Source organism: Bacillus sp. FSL M7-0307, assembly GCF_038627835.1.
In the GTDB taxonomy this organism is placed as follows: domain Bacteria; phylum Bacillota; class Bacilli; order Bacillales; family Bacillaceae; genus Bacillus; species Bacillus altitudinis.
Map to the genome: position 1 here is coordinate 2,846,099 of NZ_CP152023.1, position 18,494 is coordinate 2,864,592.

At 39.9% G+C, this 18,494-nt stretch carries 20 protein-coding genes; 12 read left to right on the forward strand and 8 right to left on the reverse strand.

Going from position 1 to position 18,494, the window contains the following annotated elements; translation table 11 throughout:
* Window positions 1-105 precede the first annotated feature (105 nt).
* From MHI41_RS14675 to MHI41_RS14690, 4 genes are all read left to right on the forward strand, one after another.
* On the forward strand, window positions 106-1,641 hold the full coding sequence (locus MHI41_RS14675) for an ABC transporter ATP-binding protein (RefSeq protein WP_008345830.1): 1,536 nt from the start codon (window positions 106-108) through the stop codon (window positions 1,639-1,641).
* Complete coding sequence (locus MHI41_RS14680; RefSeq protein WP_048002202.1) at window positions 1,634-2,680, forward strand: ABC transporter permease; 1,047 nt, start codon at window positions 1,634-1,636, stop codon at window positions 2,678-2,680. The genes MHI41_RS14675 and MHI41_RS14680 overlap by 8 nt, the downstream gene beginning before the upstream one ends.
* Window positions 2,681-3,640 (forward strand): ABC transporter permease, encoded by a 960-nt coding sequence (locus MHI41_RS14685; RefSeq protein ID WP_008345835.1) that lies wholly within the window; start codon window positions 2,681-2,683, stop codon window positions 3,638-3,640.
* 179 nt (window positions 3,641-3,819) lie between these two features.
* On the forward strand, window positions 3,820-5,157 hold the full coding sequence (locus tag MHI41_RS14690; RefSeq protein WP_342494271.1) for a 2-hydroxycarboxylate transporter family protein: 1,338 nt from the start codon (window positions 3,820-3,822) through the stop codon (window positions 5,155-5,157).
* Between the two features lie 71 nt (window positions 5,158-5,228).
* Here MHI41_RS14690 and MHI41_RS14695 read toward each other — a convergent pair whose 3' ends face one another.
* A complete protein-coding gene (locus MHI41_RS14695; RefSeq protein WP_035389253.1) occupies window positions 5,229-5,438 on the reverse strand; it encodes a hypothetical protein in 210 nt (69 codons plus the stop codon).
* 219 nt (window positions 5,439-5,657) lie between these two features.
* On the opposite strand from MHI41_RS14695, the gene MHI41_RS14700 reads away from it, so the two are divergent.
* Genes MHI41_RS14700 through mnhG form a run of 7 tightly spaced genes read left to right on the forward strand, consistent with a single transcriptional unit; the run spans window position 5,658 to window position 11,434 of the window.
* Entirely contained in the window at window positions 5,658-8,069 is a 2,412-nt protein-coding gene (locus tag MHI41_RS14700) for a Na+/H+ antiporter subunit A (protein WP_035389255.1), read from the forward strand.
* A complete protein-coding gene (locus tag MHI41_RS14705; protein ID WP_008345843.1) occupies window positions 8,066-8,497 on the forward strand; it encodes a Na(+)/H(+) antiporter subunit B in 432 nt (143 codons plus the stop codon). The genes MHI41_RS14700 and MHI41_RS14705 overlap by 4 nt, the downstream gene beginning before the upstream one ends.
* Window positions 8,497-8,838, forward strand: coding sequence for a Na(+)/H(+) antiporter subunit C (locus MHI41_RS14710; RefSeq protein WP_003213576.1), 342 nt, complete (start codon window positions 8,497-8,499; stop codon window positions 8,836-8,838). Before MHI41_RS14705 ends, MHI41_RS14710 begins: the two co-directional genes overlap by 1 nt.
* Window positions 8,831-10,309 carry a Na+/H+ antiporter subunit D gene (locus tag MHI41_RS14715; RefSeq protein ID WP_265786131.1) on the forward strand — a complete coding sequence of 493 codons (1,479 nt, stop codon included), beginning with the start codon at window positions 8,831-8,833 and terminating at the stop codon, window positions 10,307-10,309. The genes MHI41_RS14710 and MHI41_RS14715 overlap by 8 nt, the downstream gene beginning before the upstream one ends.
* Before the next feature lie 6 nt (window positions 10,310-10,315).
* Window positions 10,316-10,795, forward strand: coding sequence for a Na+/H+ antiporter subunit E (locus MHI41_RS14720; protein WP_008345848.1), 480 nt, complete (start codon window positions 10,316-10,318; stop codon window positions 10,793-10,795).
* On the forward strand, window positions 10,795-11,076 hold the full coding sequence (locus tag MHI41_RS14725; protein ID WP_008345849.1) for a Na(+)/H(+) antiporter subunit F1: 282 nt from the start codon (window positions 10,795-10,797) through the stop codon (window positions 11,074-11,076). Before MHI41_RS14720 ends, MHI41_RS14725 begins: the two co-directional genes overlap by 1 nt.
* Window positions 11,060-11,434: a monovalent cation/H(+) antiporter subunit G gene (gene mnhG / locus MHI41_RS14730; RefSeq protein ID WP_003213369.1), complete on the forward strand. Its 375-nt coding sequence runs from the start codon at window positions 11,060-11,062 to the stop codon at window positions 11,432-11,434. Before MHI41_RS14725 ends, mnhG begins: the two co-directional genes overlap by 17 nt.
* 90 nt (window positions 11,435-11,524) lie before the next feature.
* Here mnhG and MHI41_RS14735 read toward each other — a convergent pair whose 3' ends face one another.
* From MHI41_RS14735 to degQ, 6 genes are all read right to left on the reverse strand, one after another.
* Window positions 11,525-11,914: a hotdog fold thioesterase gene (locus MHI41_RS14735; RefSeq protein ID WP_008345855.1), complete on the reverse strand. Its 390-nt coding sequence runs from the start codon at window positions 11,912-11,914 to the stop codon at window positions 11,525-11,527.
* Window positions 11,915-11,937: 23 nt separating this feature from the next.
* Entirely contained in the window at window positions 11,938-12,579 is a 642-nt protein-coding gene (locus MHI41_RS14740) for a response regulator transcription factor (RefSeq protein WP_007500477.1), read from the reverse strand.
* Window positions 12,580-12,659: 80 nt separating this feature from the next.
* On the reverse strand, window positions 12,660-14,966 hold the full coding sequence (locus tag MHI41_RS14745; RefSeq protein WP_342494272.1) for an ATP-binding protein: 2,307 nt from the start codon (window positions 14,964-14,966) through the stop codon (window positions 12,660-12,662).
* A gap of 13 nt (window positions 14,967-14,979) precedes the next feature.
* Window positions 14,980-15,150 (reverse strand): competence pheromone ComX, encoded by a 171-nt coding sequence (gene comX, locus MHI41_RS14750; protein ID WP_017358941.1) that lies wholly within the window; start codon window positions 15,148-15,150, stop codon window positions 14,980-14,982.
* Window positions 15,128-16,051: a polyprenyl synthetase family protein gene (locus MHI41_RS14755; protein WP_017367962.1), complete on the reverse strand. Its 924-nt coding sequence runs from the start codon at window positions 16,049-16,051 to the stop codon at window positions 15,128-15,130. The genes comX and MHI41_RS14755 overlap by 23 nt, the downstream gene beginning before the upstream one ends.
* A 151-nt stretch (window positions 16,052-16,202) precedes the next feature.
* Complete coding sequence (degQ, locus tag MHI41_RS14760) at window positions 16,203-16,343, reverse strand: degradation enzyme regulation protein DegQ (protein WP_003213123.1); 141 nt, start codon at window positions 16,341-16,343, stop codon at window positions 16,203-16,205.
* Between the two features lie 505 nt (window positions 16,344-16,848).
* Between degQ and MHI41_RS14765 the strand changes: the two genes are divergently transcribed.
* On the forward strand, window positions 16,849-17,202 hold the full coding sequence (locus tag MHI41_RS14765) for a hypothetical protein (RefSeq protein WP_017358939.1): 354 nt from the start codon (window positions 16,849-16,851) through the stop codon (window positions 17,200-17,202).
* A gap of 36 nt (window positions 17,203-17,238) precedes the next feature.
* Here MHI41_RS14765 and MHI41_RS14770 read toward each other — a convergent pair whose 3' ends face one another.
* Complete coding sequence (locus tag MHI41_RS14770) at window positions 17,239-18,465, reverse strand: HDOD domain-containing protein (protein ID WP_035701209.1); 1,227 nt, start codon at window positions 18,463-18,465, stop codon at window positions 17,239-17,241.
* Between the last annotated feature and the right edge of the window lie 29 nt (window positions 18,466-18,494).

The following is an 18,494-nucleotide window of genomic DNA, read 5'->3' on the forward strand; positions in this document are numbered from 1 at the left end:
TTATTCGTAAAAGGTGGTAAAAGAAAAGCTGCAGCCTTGTTTTGCAGCTTTTCTTTTGCTAGTTTTTATCTTCATCAGCACCCTAAAAAAGGAGCGGTTAAACCTGTGGATTATGTCATTGAAATGTTGAATATACGCAAAGAATTCCCTGGCATTGTAGCAAATGATAACATTACGCTGCAGCTAAAAAAGGGCGAAATTCATGCGCTGCTTGGTGAAAACGGCGCTGGAAAATCAACGCTCATGAACGTGCTTTTCGGACTGTATCAGCCTGAAAAAGGTGAAATCAAGGTACACGGAAAACCGGTTACAATCTCTAGTCCAAATGATGCAAGTGATTTAGGCATTGGAATGGTCCATCAGCATTTTATGCTAGTTGATACATTTACTGTGGCTGAAAACATCATTTTAGGAAAAGAGCCAAAGAAATTTGGAAAGATTGACAAAGAACAAGCCATTCAGCAAGTGCAGGAACTTTCTGACCGTTATGGACTGAAAATAGACCCTGCCGCTAAAGTATCTGACATCTCAGTCGGTATGCAGCAGCGAGCAGAAATCTTAAAAACACTATACCGCGGCGCTGATATCTTGATCTTCGACGAACCAACAGCCGTCTTAACACCTCAAGAAATAAAAGAACTCATACAAATTATGAAAAACTTAATCAATGAAGGCAAATCCATTATTTTAATTACCCACAAGCTAAAAGAAATTATGGATGCCTGTCATCGCGTGACCATTATCCGAAAAGGGCAAGGCATTCGTACACTTGATGTGGAACACACAAACAAAGACGAGCTTGCCAGTTTAATGGTCGGCCGCGAAGTCTCATTTAAAACAGACAAAAAAGCAGCCTCCCCTGCTGAAGAAGTCTTGCAAATTCAAGATCTCACTGTCAAAGATGCACGAGGAATTGAAGCCGTGAAACAACTCAATTTATCAGTGAAAGCTGGTGAGATTGTCGGAATTGCGGGTGTAGACGGAAATGGTCAATCTGAATTAATTGAAGCCATTACAGGTCTGAAAAAATCCGAATCTGGCACGATCATGCTAAACGGGAAAGCCATTCAAAATCTCCCGCCTCGTAAGGTCACAGAATCTGGTATCGGACATATTCCTCAAGACCGTCATAAGCACGGACTTGTCCTTGACTTTTCAATTGGAGAAAATATTTCCTTACAAACGTATTATCAGCGTCCATATTCGAAGTTTGGCTTGATGAATATGAAAAATATTTATCAAAAAGCAAAACGAATCATTGCTGAATACGACGTACGGACACCTAGTGAATATACAGAAGCACGTGCGCTATCAGGCGGTAACCAGCAAAAAGCCATTATTGGCCGTGAAGTTGACCGAAATCCTGATTTATTAATTGCCGCACAACCGACACGTGGACTTGATGTCGGAGCCATTGAGTTTGTTCATAAACGTCTGATTGAACAAAGGGATTCAGGCAAAGCTGTTCTGCTCATATCCTTTGAGCTTGATGAAATTATCAATGTCAGTGATAAGATTGCTGTTATTTTCGAAGGCAGCATTATTGCCATTGTTGATCCAAAAGAAACAACAGAGCAAGAACTTGGTCTGTTAATGGCTGGAAGTACGCAACAGGAAGTGGGGAAAGAAGCAAATGTCTAATCGCTTAACAAATCTGCTGATTCCGCTTATAGCCATTGTACTTGGTCTTTTCGTTGGGGCCATCATTATGCTGGCAAGCGGTTATAGTGTCATCGAAGGTTATAGCGCCCTTTGGAATGGCGTATTCGGTGAAACCTATTATATGGGAGAAACCATCCGACAAGTCACGCCTTATATTTTATCAGGACTTGCTGTTGCCTTTGCATTTCGGACAGGCCTATTTAATATCGGGGTAGAAGGTCAAATGCTGATTGGCTGGGTAGCTGCTGTATGGATCGGCACAACTGTCCATGCACCTATGTATATCCATCTGCCTCTTGCACTGATCACAGCAGCTGCTGCTGGTGCATTATGGGGCTTTATTCCCGGATTTTTAAAAGCTCGTTTTTACGTACATGAAGTCATTGTCACCATCATGATGAACTACATTGCCCTTCATGTCACAAATTATTTAATCTCAAATGTCTTAACAAACAATAAAGATAAAACAGAAAAAATTGATGCAACAGCTTCCCTTCGATCTGGTTTTTTTGAGCAGATCACTGATTTCTCTAGAATGCATAATGGGATTTTTGTTGCCATTATTGCGGCTGTTGTCATGTGGGTTATTATCCAGAAAACCTCTAAAGGGTTTGAATTACGCGCAGTTGGGATGAACCAGCAGGCCTCTCATTATGCTGGGATGAACGTTCGACGCAACATCATTTATGCGATGCTCATTTCTGGTGCCTTTGCAGGTCTTGCAGGTGCGATGGAAGGACTCGGAACATTTGAATATGCTTCGATTAAAGGATCATTCACTGGCGTTGGTTTTGATGGAATCGCTGTTGCCTTATTAGGCGGAAATACAGCTGTTGGTGTCGTCTTAGCGGCATTATTGCTTGGTGGATTGAAAGTCGGTGCTTTAAACATGCCGCTTGAATCTGGCGTACCGACTGAGGTCGTTGATATTGTGATTGCGATCATTATTCTTTTCGTTGCCTCAAGCTATATCATCCGTCTTGTCATTCAACAATTGAAGAAAAAGGGGGGAAAATAAGTGGGATTTCTGCAAATTCTTGAAATCATCGTCCCGGCTACACTTGTTTATGCTGCACCACTTATTTTAACCGCTCTTGGAGGCGTCTTTTCAGAAAGATCAGGTGTCGTCAATATCGGTCTTGAAGGTTTGATGGTCGTCGGAGCATTTTCTAGTATTATCTTTAACTTAATGTTTGCTGATACGTTTGGTGCCTTGACCCCCTGGCTCGGTCTTCTTGTTGGTATGGCCATTGGCGGCGTGTTCTCACTCATTCACGCTGTTGCCACTATTACGTTTAGAGCAGATCAAACGGTCAGTGGTGTTGCGATTAACATGCTTGCCCTTGGTGCTACGCTGTTTGTTGTCAAACTGATTTATGGCAAAGCACAAACGGATAAAATTACAGAACCTTTCTATAAAGGAGATATTCCCCTTTTAAGTGACATTCCGATCATTGGTGATATTTTCTTTAAAGATGTGTATTATACGTCCATTCTCGCATTGGTTCTTGCGGTTGTCGCTTGGTTTGTTTTATTTAAAATGCCGTTTGGCTTGCGACTTCGTGCAGTCGGAGAGCATCCAATGGCAGCTGATACAATGGGAATCAAGGTATACCGGATGCGCTATATCGGCGTCTTCATTAGTGGTCTATTTGGCGGTCTTGGCGGAGCTGTGTATGCATCGACCATCGCTCTTGATTTCTCACACGCCACCATTACAGGTCAAGGTTTCATTGCGCTAGCCGCCCTTGTTTTCGGGAAATGGCACCCATTTGGCGCTATGGGCGCTGCTTTATTCTTTGGATTTGCACAAAGCTTAAGCATCATTGGCTCTCTGCTTCCGCTGTTTCAAGATATCCCGAACGTATACATGCTCATTGCACCATATGTGCTGACGATCCTAGCTCTTACTGGCTTCATTGGACGAGCAGACGCACCAAAAGCACTTGGTACCCCTTATTTAAAAGGAAAACGATAAATAAATACCATGTATGATCAATCCCCTGAAGGACAAACTATCTTCAGGGGATTTTTGTATGATAAAAACGACAAAACCCCCGTTTATTTTACTTTTATTACACTTAATTTAGTTTAATAAATAGATGAGTGTCACAGAATCTTCTACAATTGAGACAAATAGCATTTGGGGGTGTTTATGTGGCTAATACACAACAATTGAAATCGATTACAAACGATTCTGACAATAATAAAAGCGTTTTCCGAAAAATTCTTTCTTGGAAAATTGGTGTTATTGATCTACCTGTGTATATAGTACTTGCAGCGATTATTTTAACTGCCGCTTATTTTAATAAAATTCCAGCAAATATGCTTGGTGGTTTCGCTGTTATTATGATTTTGGGGATTTTCCTAGGAGATGTAGGACAACGTATTCCAATCTTAAAAGATATTGGTGGACCGGCGATTCTTTCTTTATTCGTACCATCGTTTCTGGTCTTTTTTCATGTTCTGAATCCAAACTCGTTGGAAGCGGTTACGTCTCTGATGAAAACGTCAAACTTCCTATACTTCTATATATCTGCTCTTGTAGTAGGTAGTATTCTTGGGATGCAACGAACTGTTTTAGTACAAGGCCTTATTCGTATGTTTGTTCCTCTTGTTGCAGGTACAATTACAGCTGTAGCTGCTGGAATTCTAGTGGGTCTTCTAGTTGGTTACACACCGCATCATTCGTTCTTCTTTATCATTGTACCGATTATTGCCGGTGGTGTCGGTGAAGGAATATTGCCATTATCAATTGCTTATTCACAAATTCTTGGTGTATCAGCAGAGTCATTAATTTCTCAATTGATTCCGGCTGCTGTTATTGGGAACGTCATTGCCATCATTTGTGCTGGCGCAATGAAAAAGCTTGGTGAAAAACGTCCTGAACTAAACGGGAATGGACGACTTGTTAAATCAAAAGAAGCAAATGAAATCTTTGAACAGCCTGAAATGGATACTAAAGTTGACTTCAGCTTAATGGGTGCAGGTGTGCTTGTTGCATGTACAATTTTTATCTTTGGCGGCTTATTAGAAAGTTTTGTTCATATTCCAGGTCCAATCTTAATGATTGTTCTTGCTGCATTAATCAAATACTTAAACGTGATGCCTCAGCATTTGCAAAACGGCTCACAGCAGTTCTACAAGTTTGTATCGAAAAGCTTTACATGGCCTCTAATGGTTGGTTTAGGAATTCTATACATTCCACTTGATGATGTGGCCACTGTTATTTCGATTCCTTTCGTATGTGTATGTATTGCTGTTGTTCTAGGCATGGTTGGTTCTGGTTACTTTGTTGGTAAATTCATGAACATGTATCCAGTTGAATCTGCAATTGTGACTGGCTGTCACAGTGGATTAGGCGGTACTGGTGACGTTGCAATTCTTTCAGCTTCTGGAAGAATGGGCCTTATGCCTTTCGCTCAAGTCTCTACACGTCTTGGCGGAGCAGCAACCGTTATTTGCGCAACAATCTTACTCAGAATGTTTACTTAAAAAAGAAACAAAAAGCATGTCCTTTTCATAAGGGACATGCTTTTTTTATATTTCTTTTCTCCCATACATCCTCATTCATCAGCTAATACAATTCGTAAATATTCCCGAGGCTGAAAAGGATACTGTTTTGCCTGAGGATAGGTCATATGGAGGAGTTGTTCGGAAAATAGCGGCCATTCACTCCCGGCCTGCCACCTTTTTTGATCATTTCGTTCAATCAAGAATGCTCCTCCTAAAATCGTGCAGAATATGCTTAAGCTGATGGTGATCTTTCGTTTCATTTGATCAGCTCCTTTAAGAAAAGCATGTACGAAATACAAAACAATATACAACGAGTTTCATTTTTGATAAAATATTTTTTGTGGTCAAAAGAACTCAAAATAAATTCAATTTGCCGTAAATCAGTTCAAACCAATGCACTATGTCTGTATTTACGCTATAATTTTAATTACCAGTTCTTTAGAACGTGAATTTATATTGATCAAAGGAGGTTCATTTTCTTGCAGCTTATTCACTTCGCCATCCTATCACCTTTTTTACTTGCCTTTGTCGTCCCTTTTCTCTTTAAATACGTAAGGCGTATACATACAGGATGGTTTGTTCTCATCTTGCCTATTCTTTTATTTACCTATTTCATCCAAATGCTCCAGATCACCTCGAATGGACGAACGTTGTTCTCACAAGCTGAATGGATTCCCTCTCTAGGGATGAATTTCACTGTGTATGTAGATGGTCTCAGCCTGTTATTTGCTTTACTCATCACAGGTATTGGTGCACTTGTGGTACTGTACAGTATTTTCTACTTATCAAAGGAAAAAGAACAGCTTGGCTCTTTCTATACGTATTTATTAATGTTTATGACCGCTATGCTTGGTGTTGTCCTCTCTGACAACATGGTCGTACTTTATTTGTTCTGGGAGCTAACGAGTATCTCTTCCTTCCTCTTAATTGGATATTGGTATAAGCGTGAGCGTTCTCGTTACGGAGCAACCAAATCACTGCTTATTACTGTGTTTGGCGGATTAGCTATGCTTGGCGGCTTCATCCTCATTTACCTGATCACTGATTCATTCAGTATTCGCGAAGCAGTCAATCAGCTTCAGCTCATTATGGCATCACCTTATTTCATCCCTGCGATGGTTCTCATTTTACTAGGGGCCTTCACGAAATCAGCGCAGTTCCCATTTTATATTTGGCTGCCTGATGCTATGGAAGCACCAACCCCTGTAAGCAGTTATCTGCATTCTGCTACTATGGTCAAAGCCGGTATTTATCTGGTTGCCCGCTTTAGTCCGATTTTTGCTATATCAGAGGTGTGGTTTTGGACCATTTCGATTGTCGGACTTATCACACTATTCTGGGGATCTTTCCACGCCGTTCGGCAAAATGATTTGAAAGCCATTCTGGCCTTCTCGACAGTGAGTCAACTCGGTATGATTATGCTCATGCTAGGAGTAGGCGCAGCTGCCATTCATGAAAACAACCCTGCCTTTTTTGGCGCAGCCGTTCTTGCTGCTATTTTTCATCTCATTAACCACGCGACCTTTAAAGGTAGTCTCTTTATGGCAGCAGGGATTATCGATCACGAAACAGGTACACGTGATATTCGCAAATTAGGTGGATTAATGACCATCATGCCAATTACCTTTACAATTACGTTAATTGGTACATTCTCGATGGCTGGACTCCCGCCATTTAATGGATTTTTAAGTAAAGAGCTATTTTTCACAAGTATGATCCGGATTTCTGACATCAGCTTTACGGATGTTTCAACATGGGGGGCTGTCTTCCCTGCTATCGCATGGCTCGCTAGTGTGTTTACGTTCATCTACAGTATGATGATCGTCTTCAAAACATTTAGAGGCCGTCTGAATGTCGATCAATTGGAGAAAAAACCGCATGAAGCACCGATTGGTATGCTGATCCCGCCAATTATTTTAGCTGCACTTGTGGTCACGTTCTTCTTTTTCCCTAATATTCTTGCCTATTCTGTCATTGAACCTGCCATTCAAGCGATCATTCCAGAAGCCATTCAAACAGGAAGCCGCTTTGCCGTAAAAATTGAAGCGTGGCATGGATTCCAGCCAGAGCTTTACATGACAATTGGTGTAGTTGCGCTCGGTACCATTGGCTATTTAACGCTGTCAAAATGGCGCCCAATGTACAACATATTTAAGGAAAAATGGTCATTTAACGCTTTGTATGATCGTTCGCTTATAGGTGTAGAAAAAGGGGCTTACCGCCTAACAAACAGCTATATGACAGGATTCCTTCGTGACTATCTTGTCTATGTATTTGGGTTTATGATTATCGTGCTTGGCAGCGTGATGTTCTACAAGCAAGCCTTCTCATTTCAAACTGAGCACGCTGCATCAATCGGCACGTACGAAGTCATCCTTTCACTTGTGATGGTCGCAGCGACAGTCACGACTGTATTTGCTCGTTCACGCTTAACAGCTATTATTGCGCTAGGTGTTATGGGCTACACGCTGTCATTGTTCTTCGTGATTTTCAGAGCACCTGACCTTGCGCTGACACAGCTCATTATTGAAACCATTTCTGTCGCGCTGTTTTTACTTTGCTTCTATCATTTGCCAAAGCTGAGCCTGAAGCAAAAAACACGAAGATTTAAATTAACAAATTTGATCATCTCATTAGGTGTTGGAGTCGTTGTCACCTGTCTTGCTTTCGCTTCAACAAGCCAGCAATCTCTTGACACAATTTCAACGTACTTCATTGAAAACAGCTACAAACTGGCTGGCGGAGACAATATTGTCAATGTCATTCTTGTCGATTTCAGGGGCTTTGATACACTCTTTGAGATTACAGTGCTGGCCATTGCGGCACTCGGTATTTATGGATTATTGAAGGTAAAAGCACAAGGAAAACGGAAGAGAGGCGTACGGCGATGAGAAAGATTGATACGAATGATATGCTCTTACAAGTCACAACTAAAATTACAGCATTCATCATCTTGCTTTTCTCACTTCACCTATTTCTTGCAGGACATAACAATCCTGGCGGAGGATTCATTGGCGGTTTGATGAGTGCTGGTGCTGTCGTCCTTCTGCTTTTAGCCTATGACCTTAAAACAGTCAGACGCATTTTACCATTTGACTTTATTTATGTGGCTGGTGTCGGTTTGCTCGTTGCCATCCTAACAGGTATGGGATCTTTTCTGTTCGGAGCACCTTTCCTATCCCATGCATTTGATTATTTCCAACTGCCGTTTCTAGGGAAAACAGAACTGGCGACAGCGGTCCTGTTTGATATCGGTGTGTATTTAGTTGTTGTTGGTGTCACCATGACCATTATTCAAACGATTGGAGAGAAGGAATAATGGAATTTCTAATGTCTATTATCGTCGGAATCATTTTTATGGCAGCGACCTATTTAATGCTTTCAAAAAGCCTTCTGCGGGTCATCGTCGGTACTGCCGTTTTAAGTCACGGCGTCCATTTGCTTCTATTAACAATGGGCGGCTTAAAAAAGGGAGCACCTCCTATTTTGAAAGAGGGGCTCACATCCTATGTAGATCCATTGCCACAAGCATTAATTTTAACAGCCATTGTCATTGCTTTTGGTGTAACATCCTTTTTGCTCGTGATGGCCTTCCGTGCCTTCCAAGAGCTGAGAACAGATGACATGGATCAAATGAGAGGAAATGATCAGCATGAATAATCTCGTGATCCTGCCTATTTTAATACCATTACTAGCTGCTACATTATTGATCTTTATGAATAAAAACACCATGCTGTCGAGAGGCTTTAGTGTGTTTGCATCTCTTTTAGCCATTATCTGTAATGTCTATTTGGTCCAAACGATTTTCACAAACGGCATACAAACCCTTTATTTGGGCGGCTGGAAAGCACCGTTTGGCATTGCCCTTGTGGCCGATCAGTTTGCTGCGCTTCTTGTGCTGACCGCTTCCATTGTTGGACTTGTCACAGTTCTTTTTTCCTTTCAAACGATTGGGAAAGAAAGAGAGCGGCTGTTCTATTATTCTGGTGTCCAATTCTTGTTAGCTGGTGTCAGTGGTGCCTTTTTAACGGGAGATATTTTCAACCTGTTTGTCTTCTTTGAATTGTTGCTGATGGCATCTTATATGCTCATTGTTCTGGGTGGTTCAAAGCCTCAGCTTCGTGAATCACTGAAATATATTGTGTTTAATATTATCTCATCGGCATTATTTATTGTTGGCGTAGCGTGTTTATATGCAGTCACAGGCACACTGAACATGGCTGATTTAAGTGTGAAAATAGCTGAATCTGGGCAAACAGGGTTAATCACCGTGATTGCCATTCTGTTCCTGATTGTATTTGGCTTAAAAGCTGGGGTCTTCCCGCTTTATTTCTGGCTGCCAGGGTCTTATCATGCTCCGCCAGCAGCGATTTCAGCTTTGTTTGGTGCACTGCTGACAAAGGTCGGCCTATATGCAATTGCCAGGGTCTTCACACTTATCTTTATACATGATACAGGTTTTACACATACACTTATGGCTTGGCTGGCCGCTCTAACGGTTATATTCGGTGTCATTGGCTCTATCGCCTATTCTGATGTGCAAAAAATTGTGATTTATAACATTGTCACAGCTGTTGGTGTCATTTTGTTTGGGATTGCGGCCAATACACCGGCATCACTTCAAGGCGCCATTTATTACCTCATTCACGATATGGTGATCAAAGGAGCTCTATTTATGCTCGCAGGGGCACTGTTTGTGTATGCTGGAACCAACCATCTGAAAAAAATGGGTGGGCTGATTCAATCCCAGCCTCTACTCGGCTGGATGTTCTTCATATCGGCTTTATCACTTGCGGGTATTCCTCCGCTAAGTGGATTTGTTGGCAAGCTGAAAATTGTTGAAGGTGGGTTTTCTGCTGGGTACATGACGTTCTCTATCCTTGTTTTACTGTCCAGTCTTCTTGTCCTTTATTCTGTTATGAGGATTTTCATGCTCGCGTTTTGGGGAGAGGAACAGGATATGCGAAGAAGAAAGCCATCCATTAGAGGAATGGTGTATCCTGGGGTACTGCTTGTTGTCTTATCGCTTGCGATTGGATTAGGCACAGAATTCATTGCACCTTATATCAATCAAGCTGCGGAAATGCTTTCAACACCAGAAAAATATATTCAAGCTGTGCTGAAGGAGTAGATGAACATGGCCTTTCAAATATTATTAAACGCTCTCCTCGCCTTTACATGGATGTTTATGAATGATACATACAGAGCTGCAGACTTTGTATCAGGCTTTGCACTAGGGATGATCGCCATTTTTATGCTGCGGCGATTCTTCCCGCAACGTTTTTACGGCTATGCCCTTTATGCGATTTTCAAGCTCGTCATCATTTTTATCAGAGAGCTGCTTCTTGCTAATTTGAGTGTACTCAAGACGGTGTTATCTCCAAAGCTTAAAATCAAGCCTGGTATTTTCGCCTTTCGTACAGATTTAAAAACAGATTGGGAAATCACCATACTGGCCAATATGATTACATTAACACCTGGTACACTGGTCATCGATATTTCCGATGATCGCTCGATTTTATATATTCATGCGATGGATATTGAAGATGCTGAAAAAGCCATCCACGATATTCGGGTATCATTTGAAAAAGCGATTCAGGAGGTGAGCGGTAAGTAATGGAACTGATCTTGCAAATGTCACTTGGAATTCTTGCGCTGTCTACTTTGCTTTTTGTCATACGGGTCATCAAAGGACCTTCTATTCCTGATCGCGTTAGTGCGCTTGATGCGATAGGAATCAATTTAATTGGGATGACAGCCATCGTGTCTATCTTACTGAAAACCACTACGTTCTTTGAAATTATTTTACTGCTCGGTATTCTTGCCTTTATCGGCACTGTCGCTTTTTCCAAATTCCTTGAGAAAGGGGAAGTGATTGAAAATGATCGTCATCGCTAAAGCTATTGTGATTTTCTTTATTCTGCTTGGCGCTATCCTCTGTTTGATTTCAGCCATTGGTGTCCTTCGCCTGCCGGATGTTTACACACGTATGCATGCTGCATCAAAAGCATCGACACTTGGTGTTGTTCTCATTTTAGTTGGTGTATTCTTTCATGAATGGTTTCTTGCAGGGATCATCTCTGCGAAAATCCTGCTTGGGATTGTCTTTATCTTTCTGACCGCACCAGTCGGCGCTCATTTGATCGGAAGAGCCGCTTACAACACTGGTGTGAAAATGGACAAACGAAGTGTCCAAGATGATTATGGCGGTTTCCGTAACTTTGTCATTAAACGAAAAGAAGACTCTTATTTATAAATGAAGAACCTGACATTCAGGTCTTGTTCACTTTACCCGCATGTTCATAAAAGGGTATTAAAAAAAGCTTCCGCTGCACCGGGAGCTTTTTTATATGCGATCAATGACAGCGAGTGTACATCTTGACGTACAGATATGACGGTCTCGATCATCTTTTATATCGATTTGGAATACCATTGTACGCCGTCCTACATGTACAGGAACAGCTGTAGCTGTCACCACTCCATCACGTACAGATTTTAAATGATTGGCATTGATTTCAATACCTGAACAAACCTGCTGAGTTAAGTCTAAATGAGCAGCAGCACCCATGCTTGCCACTGTTTCTGCTAGAGCAGCTGATGCTCCTCCATGCAGTAATCCAAATGGCTGTTTTGTTCGGTGATCGACTGGCATTGTCGCCACGCATCGTGACGTATTGCATTCCACAATCTCAATCCCCAGTGCCTCAAGCAGTGTATTTGAACCACTCACATCCATCAAGGCCCTCTCCCTTCACACGTTTACAGGACACTTTCCGATTTTGCAATTAACACCGCTTCTGTTCGAGATCCAACATTCAGCTTATTAAAGATGGAGGTCAAACTGTATTCAATCGAGCGTTTGCTCAAATGAAGCACATCGGCGATCTCTTGGTTTGTGTACCCTTTTTCCACTTCTCTTAAGATTAAACATTCACGCTCTGTTAACAGCTCATGATCCGTCTGCTGCGCCTGTTCTGGCTTCTCTTGCTGCTGTGAAATTAATTTCTTTAAATAGGATAGCTGAATGACAACTTCTCCTTGCAATGTGCGGTGTATGTATTCAATAATTTTGTCTTTTGTCTCTGTTTTACTTATTGCACCATGCAATCCAGCTCGAATGGCCTCTTCGAAATAATCATCTACTTCATATCCTGTATAAATGATAATTTTCACTTGTTGATTCGTTTCTAGAATTTGTTTGGCAATGTCCATTCCATTGATATCCCCGAGATTTAAATCCATCAAGATCACATCATAGATGGAAAAGTCATGCGTCTTTAAAAAGGCGCCTTCTGCATCAGGACTTAAACAATCGACTGATAGCTGCTGATCTGATTCTAATATGCTTTTTGTCCCTTCCATGACAGCCGGATGATCATCAATGACCAATATCTTCTTCATGTCTTCCTCCCTTTAAATCACTCACTTCCATTTTATATAAAAGACTTGGCAGATGCCAAGTCTTATTCCTTAAGAAATCGTTACAATTCCATTTCAATTTTCACCTTGAGCCCTTTTTCAGGTGCCGTGTGAATTTGAAGCTTTCCATTTAGAGCTTTGACTCGTTCCCTTATGCCAGAAAGACCCATGCTCATCGTGTGCTGATCAAGCTGGCTTGCATCAAATCCGACTCCATCGTCCTCATAATGGAGAACAACTTGATCTTTAATACAAATGAGCATCACTAAGACTTGGCTGGCCTTAGAATGCTTCAACGCATTGGATAACAGCTCCTGCACAATCCGGTAAATATTCAGCTGTGAGTCAATATCAATGTCCAGTTCTTTATCAAAGCGGGTTGTATTCAGCCTAATATGAAATGGCGCTTCCTCTTGAATTTGCGAAGTCAGCTTCGAAATTGCCTTCACTAACCCCAAATCATAGAGGAGCTGTGGCCGAAGTTCATGACATGTTTCTCTCGTGGTTTGAATCACCTTAGACATTTGTTCATTCCATGAGATCAATGAATTTTCAATAGATGTTGGGCATTGGTTGTTTTGGAAATTGGTTAAGAACATCTCGGACTGTCTCTTCAGTGAAATCAAATCCTGCAGCACAGAATCATGAAGATCCCTCGCTAAATCTGAACGCTGCTTCTCTTCCATGGCGAACATGACTTTCTTCAGCCAGGCGGGATTGGCTTCCCGCTGTTTCAAATCCTCAAGATGCTCCATCAGTTCTTCGATCTTAACGACATTTTCTAAACTGACACTTGTGTAAAATGCCAATGTTTTCAGCCATGAGATTTCATCGCGGGTCAGCTTAGGTGTCCGTAAATTAGATAAACAGCAAATCACAAACGAGTGACCACCCCGCTCACCAATTTTCATCATGAATCCTTTATCCAACCCGATGATTTTACCAACTTCACCTAACATATCTTGAAATTGGTCCACATAATCTTTCCATAGCTGGCTTTCTTCTATTGATTCATCAATTTCAACAATTTGTCCATCTGCCTTCACTTCAAGCACAAAGGCTTTGTTCACAACAAGTACTTCTAAGATGGTGTATTTTAAATGATACAATACTTGATGAAGTGATGACGCCTCACGAATAAGCTGTGTGAATTTAAATATACTATCCTGATAATTATGCTTCTCTGAAAAACGCTTCAATCGAAAACGGAAATCGATAATTTCTTTAAAGTAGAAGACGGTAAGCATAAGAATGTACGTGATAATCGTAAATTTCACTGTATAGAAATTTGCATTTGGCTTTTGAATAAAATCAAAAAGAACAACCACTAGTATTGTTGGTGTAATTGCTAAAAAACCGTAGTATTTAATCCTTCCCATAAAGAAATCAACATTATATAGCTTATTTGACATAAATTGATAGACTAAGAAAAAAGGAATTAAAAGAACAAACGATGCAACAACATACGGTGAAATAAAATATATACCAAAAAAATAAGGAATGATAAAAAATAGCATGAATGGACTGAATGCTGAGATTAAAATGAGTGCAAATGCTCGAAGTACATTGCTGACTTCATTGTCTTTCAATTTTTTAGCAGCCCTTATAGTGATAATAATCGAAAGGAAAGCCAGAACAAAAAATGAAAGTAAATTGACATATGCTAATAGATCTACTGGTCCTGCTTTATTTTTATAGAATAAAACTAATAAAACGTTAGTCACTGGAACTAGATACAAATAAAAAAGAACTCGACGACGAATAATTTCTGTTCCTAATTCTTTTAAATATTGATACATAAAGTGCATATATAGTGGAGGTACAATATTCATTGTAACGATTACAAGAATACGACTGATAGCCTCTCCTTTTCCAGAACCACCAGAACTTACATAACCTATAGACACCGCCAAAAGAAATAAAGCTAAAATATAAGCTGACTCTTTTTGGTTTGCTTTATTCATTTTTAAAATCATAAATATACAAAATAGACAGATGGAATAAAGAATGACTGGTATTAGATAAATAAACAGATTCGCTTGACTCAATAACCTTACATTCTCTAAATCAATTTTATCACCATGTCTATCAACGACTAAACTTTTAACATTAGCTAAAAAACCTCTTTTAACTTCTTCAACTGGTTTTTTATTCCCATTCACTTCAAGTATGATATCGCCTTTCCTAACTCCAGCTAGATAGCTATCTGTAAAATTATCGACATCCACTACCTCAAGTTGACCGTGACTATTTTCCTTAACAGCTGCTCCAACAAAAATATTAAATACGTTGATATAAGAGATGTAAATCACATAGATGAAGCTAAGGATAACTAATATAACTGTTAACTTAGAGTAAAACTTTCTCATAATATTTATCTACTCAAGCAGTTGCCCATATGATTGCTTTAATAACGTCTTCTTTCTGGAATCCGTCAACAATAATACTTGCAGTTTCTTGATCAACGTGAAGCAATGATGCGTTCCCATTAGCGATTTGATTTAATGTTGAAGGATTCTCCACTAAATAACTAACCAATTCCTGAATTTTCATCTTCTCCATCTCCAATTAAAAAAAGTATCAGTTTTTTCTTTTTTGAAGCCTCTAAATGTAGTTTCTTGAATGCTTCTTTAAACTTATTTCTGAGAAGGTTTCTCATAATAAATACATATTGTTGAGCACCAGATTTTTTTAATTTATCCTTTAATTCTTCAGAGCCGGCACTCTTATCCTTTGATTGAAAATAACTGAGCAAGTCTGAACTAGATGGATTAAACTCATTTTTCAAGTAAACTAGCGGTAATGTTTGCATTCTTTTAAAGTCAATATTATCTTTATTAAAAAGACCTAGATAGTCATTTTCAAGCTGTTCCGCCATTCCTAGGTAATAAGCATATTCTTCTACCTTCTTTTCAAAAGAACCTGTTGCCAAAACAACCCCTAACACACAAGGTAATACAAACAGTGACCCTGCTTTTAACTTCATGATATTTAAACAATCCTGCTCATTTTCTGGCTCCAGTGTCATATCTATATGCTGCCCTTGCATTGACTGAATGGAATAAGAATATACATTGTTTAAAAGCTTCGCTCCATGATCAAGCTTTGAAAACACATCAAAACTCAATGCAAAGAGAACATTCGCCGCATTAATCGCAATTCCGCTCTGACATTTCATCCAAGGATACGAATCATTGTCCTGATCTTCAATATCATCTAATATATCGGCAGATAAGATGAGAAGTTCAATCCCTGCTGCCAGTTTTGTAATCGCTTGCTCGTCTTGTCCGCCAAATGCCTCATAATGTTGGTAAGCCAATTGTCCAAAAGGAAATTCATTCTTTATATCTGTAAATTCGAGAAGCAGCTTTTGTAAATCATTTTGCCTGACTGCATGTTGAATAAAATCAGACATTTTCTGCTTGATTTTTGTATTCTCTAGATAGTTTAGCATACTCGATCTTGATCCTCACCCTCTCGCCTCTTATTTTACTAAAAAGAAATAAGCAAATGTCCACTGACATCACTATTTAACAATTATATAATAATATATCCTTTTTTTGTATGTATTTGGATAAAAAAAAGACTTGATGGTTATCAAGTCTTTAAGAAATTTTCACATATTCATATTTGTCGTATTGATCAATGCTTTTGTTAATGTTATGAAGAGAAGCCGTTGTTTCTCTAATTTCGTTTTCAAGTTTCCATAATAATTGTTTAAGTTCTTCGATTTCATACTTTTCCATCGATTCCACTCTCCTTTTTTGGAAGATCAATGTATTTGTGTATGTTGATTGGGTCATAAGTATTTGATCTGTTACTAACAGTGTAAATGCTATTGAGTATTTTTTCACCGAAAAGTATGCACAAAATGTGTGCGTGATACCGCAAAATTCAATAGGTCTTTTTTCATCATTTTCAGACTTTTCAAATGATACTTTTATCTCAATTTCAAAGGAAATACGTCATTTTTGCGACATGAACAGGCATCATTCGTCACAATTCTTGTGTAACAGAACGTATGATCCCTTCTGTTTCCTCGGTTTTTCATGTTATAGGTCAGACTACAGGCTCTACTGTAGACACCGCAATTTTTTGGCGACATTCACCGAAATTGACCGCAAAAGTACCTATTTTTATGATGAATATGCAAAGGTAGAAAGATCATTTTGATTCTTTATTCGGATTTTCTTCATACATTTAGAACAGATATCCGTCCAAATTCACTTCAATGAGAGAAGAGGTGACCATGTGTTTTACTATGTTCCTTATCCTCCTTTGCAGGTTCCCGCAATGGGGAACGCATACCTGCGAACACCTATGACTTTTCCTCCAGTAGATGCTCATGCGTTTCAAAAGGCTGCAAAGGAATCAACCCGTCTCGTTGCTGATGCATCCCTCATTACACAGCAGATTTCCGGTTCGCTTTCGTTTGGACAGCGAATCATGGAAGCTGCTGAACGTGCTGACACCGCAAGTGTGATTCGAATGCTGAAGCAGATTGGGGTGAAAAGCAATATCGATATCCGCTTTAGTCCAGAAGGCATCCGCATCTACTTATCCCTCTCTTCAAGCAGGCTTTTTCTACTTTTACAGTGGGGATAACAAAGAAAGAAGCCGCTCTAGTGTGAGCGGCTTTTCTTAAGATTCAAACATTTTATGACACCATTCAATGGCTTCTATATAACAGCCGTAGGCTTCCTGCTTAGGGAGACTTCCACCTAACATTTCATCATCCCATTCATTTCGTTCAATACGTTTGGCAACGTCTAACACAAGGAAATAGTCATTTTCATAGCCAAGCAGTGCCTCACCTACTTCATCCGAAAGAGGCAGTTCTTTCACAAGTTCAGTAATGTCCGCCCTGACAAGCGTATCAATGAGTGAAAACATACCTGTTAGCATATAAGAAGCGGGATGTTCTCGTTCAGTTCGACTAGCAATGAGTTCACACGTTTTGGCACGAATGAACGACATTTTGATGATTTCCTTTTGGCTTGAGTTGGCTTGGACATTTAGTTCTTTAAATGAAAGGATAAAGATCCATCGCCGTATTTCATTAAACCCAAGCAGGATAATCGCCTGACGAATACTCTTGATTTGATAAAGACGTCTCATGCCGCCAGAATTCAGCATTTTTAATAATTGATATGAAAGGGAAAGATCACTTTCTATAAAGTGCGTCACGGTCTGAATATTCGGCTGCTCCTTGCTCAGCTCATTCAATAGCTGATGGTATGCGTGGAAGCTAGTCGATAAGGCTCGTCCCGAAATGACGTGCGGCTCACTAAAGAAATATCCTTGAAACAAATGGAAGCCAGCTTCTAACGCTTCTTCATATTCTTTTCGCGTTTCTACCTTTTCAGCAAGGAATCGAAGTCGATACTTTTTATATGTATGTAAAATGTCTCTTCGTTCTTCACATGTTGTTTTCAGAAAATCAATTTTTAAAATATCAATGCAATAGAGGAGTTCATCGAGTAACTTGTCATGAAAATGTGTTCCACTCAGAAAGAAATCATCGAGCGCAATCGTGTATCCCCACTTTTTTAATTGCTTACATCTCATAATAAGTGCCGGAGTAATCGGTACATTTTCTAATATTTCGATCACAAGCTGATGTGGATCAAAATAAGTGAGCAGATCAGACGAAAGCAAGCTTTCGGTGAAATTGATGTAGCATCGTTTTCCTTCTGTCAGTGTTTCGATGCCAATGTTTAAAAAACTATTGATAATGAGGTCGGTTGTCGCTTGATCACCATCTTCAGCGCTATATGTATTGGTTTCACTATCTCTATAAAGCAGCTCGTATGATACGACTTGTTCTTTTCTGTTAAAAATAGGCTGCCTTGCAACAAACACCCTCAACTGCTCCATTCCTCCTTTATGCAATGACA

What these genes read in the sequence shown, in the direction of transcription:
- MHI41_RS14680 (WP_048002202.1), top strand. Translation starts at nt 1,634, where the DNA reads ATGTCTAATCGCTTAACAAATCTGCTGATTCCGCTTATAGCCATTGTA.
- MHI41_RS14695 (WP_035389253.1), bottom strand. Translation starts at nt 5,438, where the DNA reads ATGAAACGAAAGATCACCATCAGCTTAAGCATATTCTGCACGATTTTA.
- MHI41_RS14705 (WP_008345843.1), top strand. Translation starts at nt 8,066, where the DNA reads ATGAGAAAGATTGATACGAATGATATGCTCTTACAAGTCACAACTAAA.
- MHI41_RS14710 (WP_003213576.1), top strand. Translation starts at nt 8,497, where the DNA reads ATGGAATTTCTAATGTCTATTATCGTCGGAATCATTTTTATGGCAGCG.
- MHI41_RS14715 (WP_265786131.1), top strand. Translation starts at nt 8,831, where the DNA reads ATGAATAATCTCGTGATCCTGCCTATTTTAATACCATTACTAGCTGCT.
- MHI41_RS14720 (WP_008345848.1), top strand. Translation starts at nt 10,316, where the DNA reads ATGGCCTTTCAAATATTATTAAACGCTCTCCTCGCCTTTACATGGATG.
- MHI41_RS14725 (WP_008345849.1), top strand. Translation starts at nt 10,795, where the DNA reads ATGGAACTGATCTTGCAAATGTCACTTGGAATTCTTGCGCTGTCTACT.
- mnhG (WP_003213369.1), top strand. Translation starts at nt 11,060, where the DNA reads ATGATCGTCATCGCTAAAGCTATTGTGATTTTCTTTATTCTGCTTGGC.
- MHI41_RS14735 (WP_008345855.1), bottom strand. Translation starts at nt 11,914, where the DNA reads ATGGATGTGAGTGGTTCAAATACACTGCTTGAGGCACTGGGGATTGAG.
- MHI41_RS14740 (WP_007500477.1), bottom strand. Translation starts at nt 12,579, where the DNA reads ATGAAGAAGATATTGGTCATTGATGATCATCCGGCTGTCATGGAAGGG.
- MHI41_RS14745 (WP_342494272.1), bottom strand. Translation starts at nt 14,966, where the DNA reads ATGAGAAAGTTTTACTCTAAGTTAACAGTTATATTAGTTATCCTTAGC.
- comX (WP_017358941.1), bottom strand. Translation starts at nt 15,150, where the DNA reads ATGAAAATTCAGGAATTGGTTAGTTATTTAGTGGAGAATCCTTCAACA.
- MHI41_RS14755 (WP_017367962.1), bottom strand. Translation starts at nt 16,051, where the DNA reads ATGCTAAACTATCTAGAGAATACAAAAATCAAGCAGAAAATGTCTGAT.
- degQ (WP_003213123.1), bottom strand. Translation starts at nt 16,343, where the DNA reads ATGGAAAAGTATGAAATCGAAGAACTTAAACAATTATTATGGAAACTT.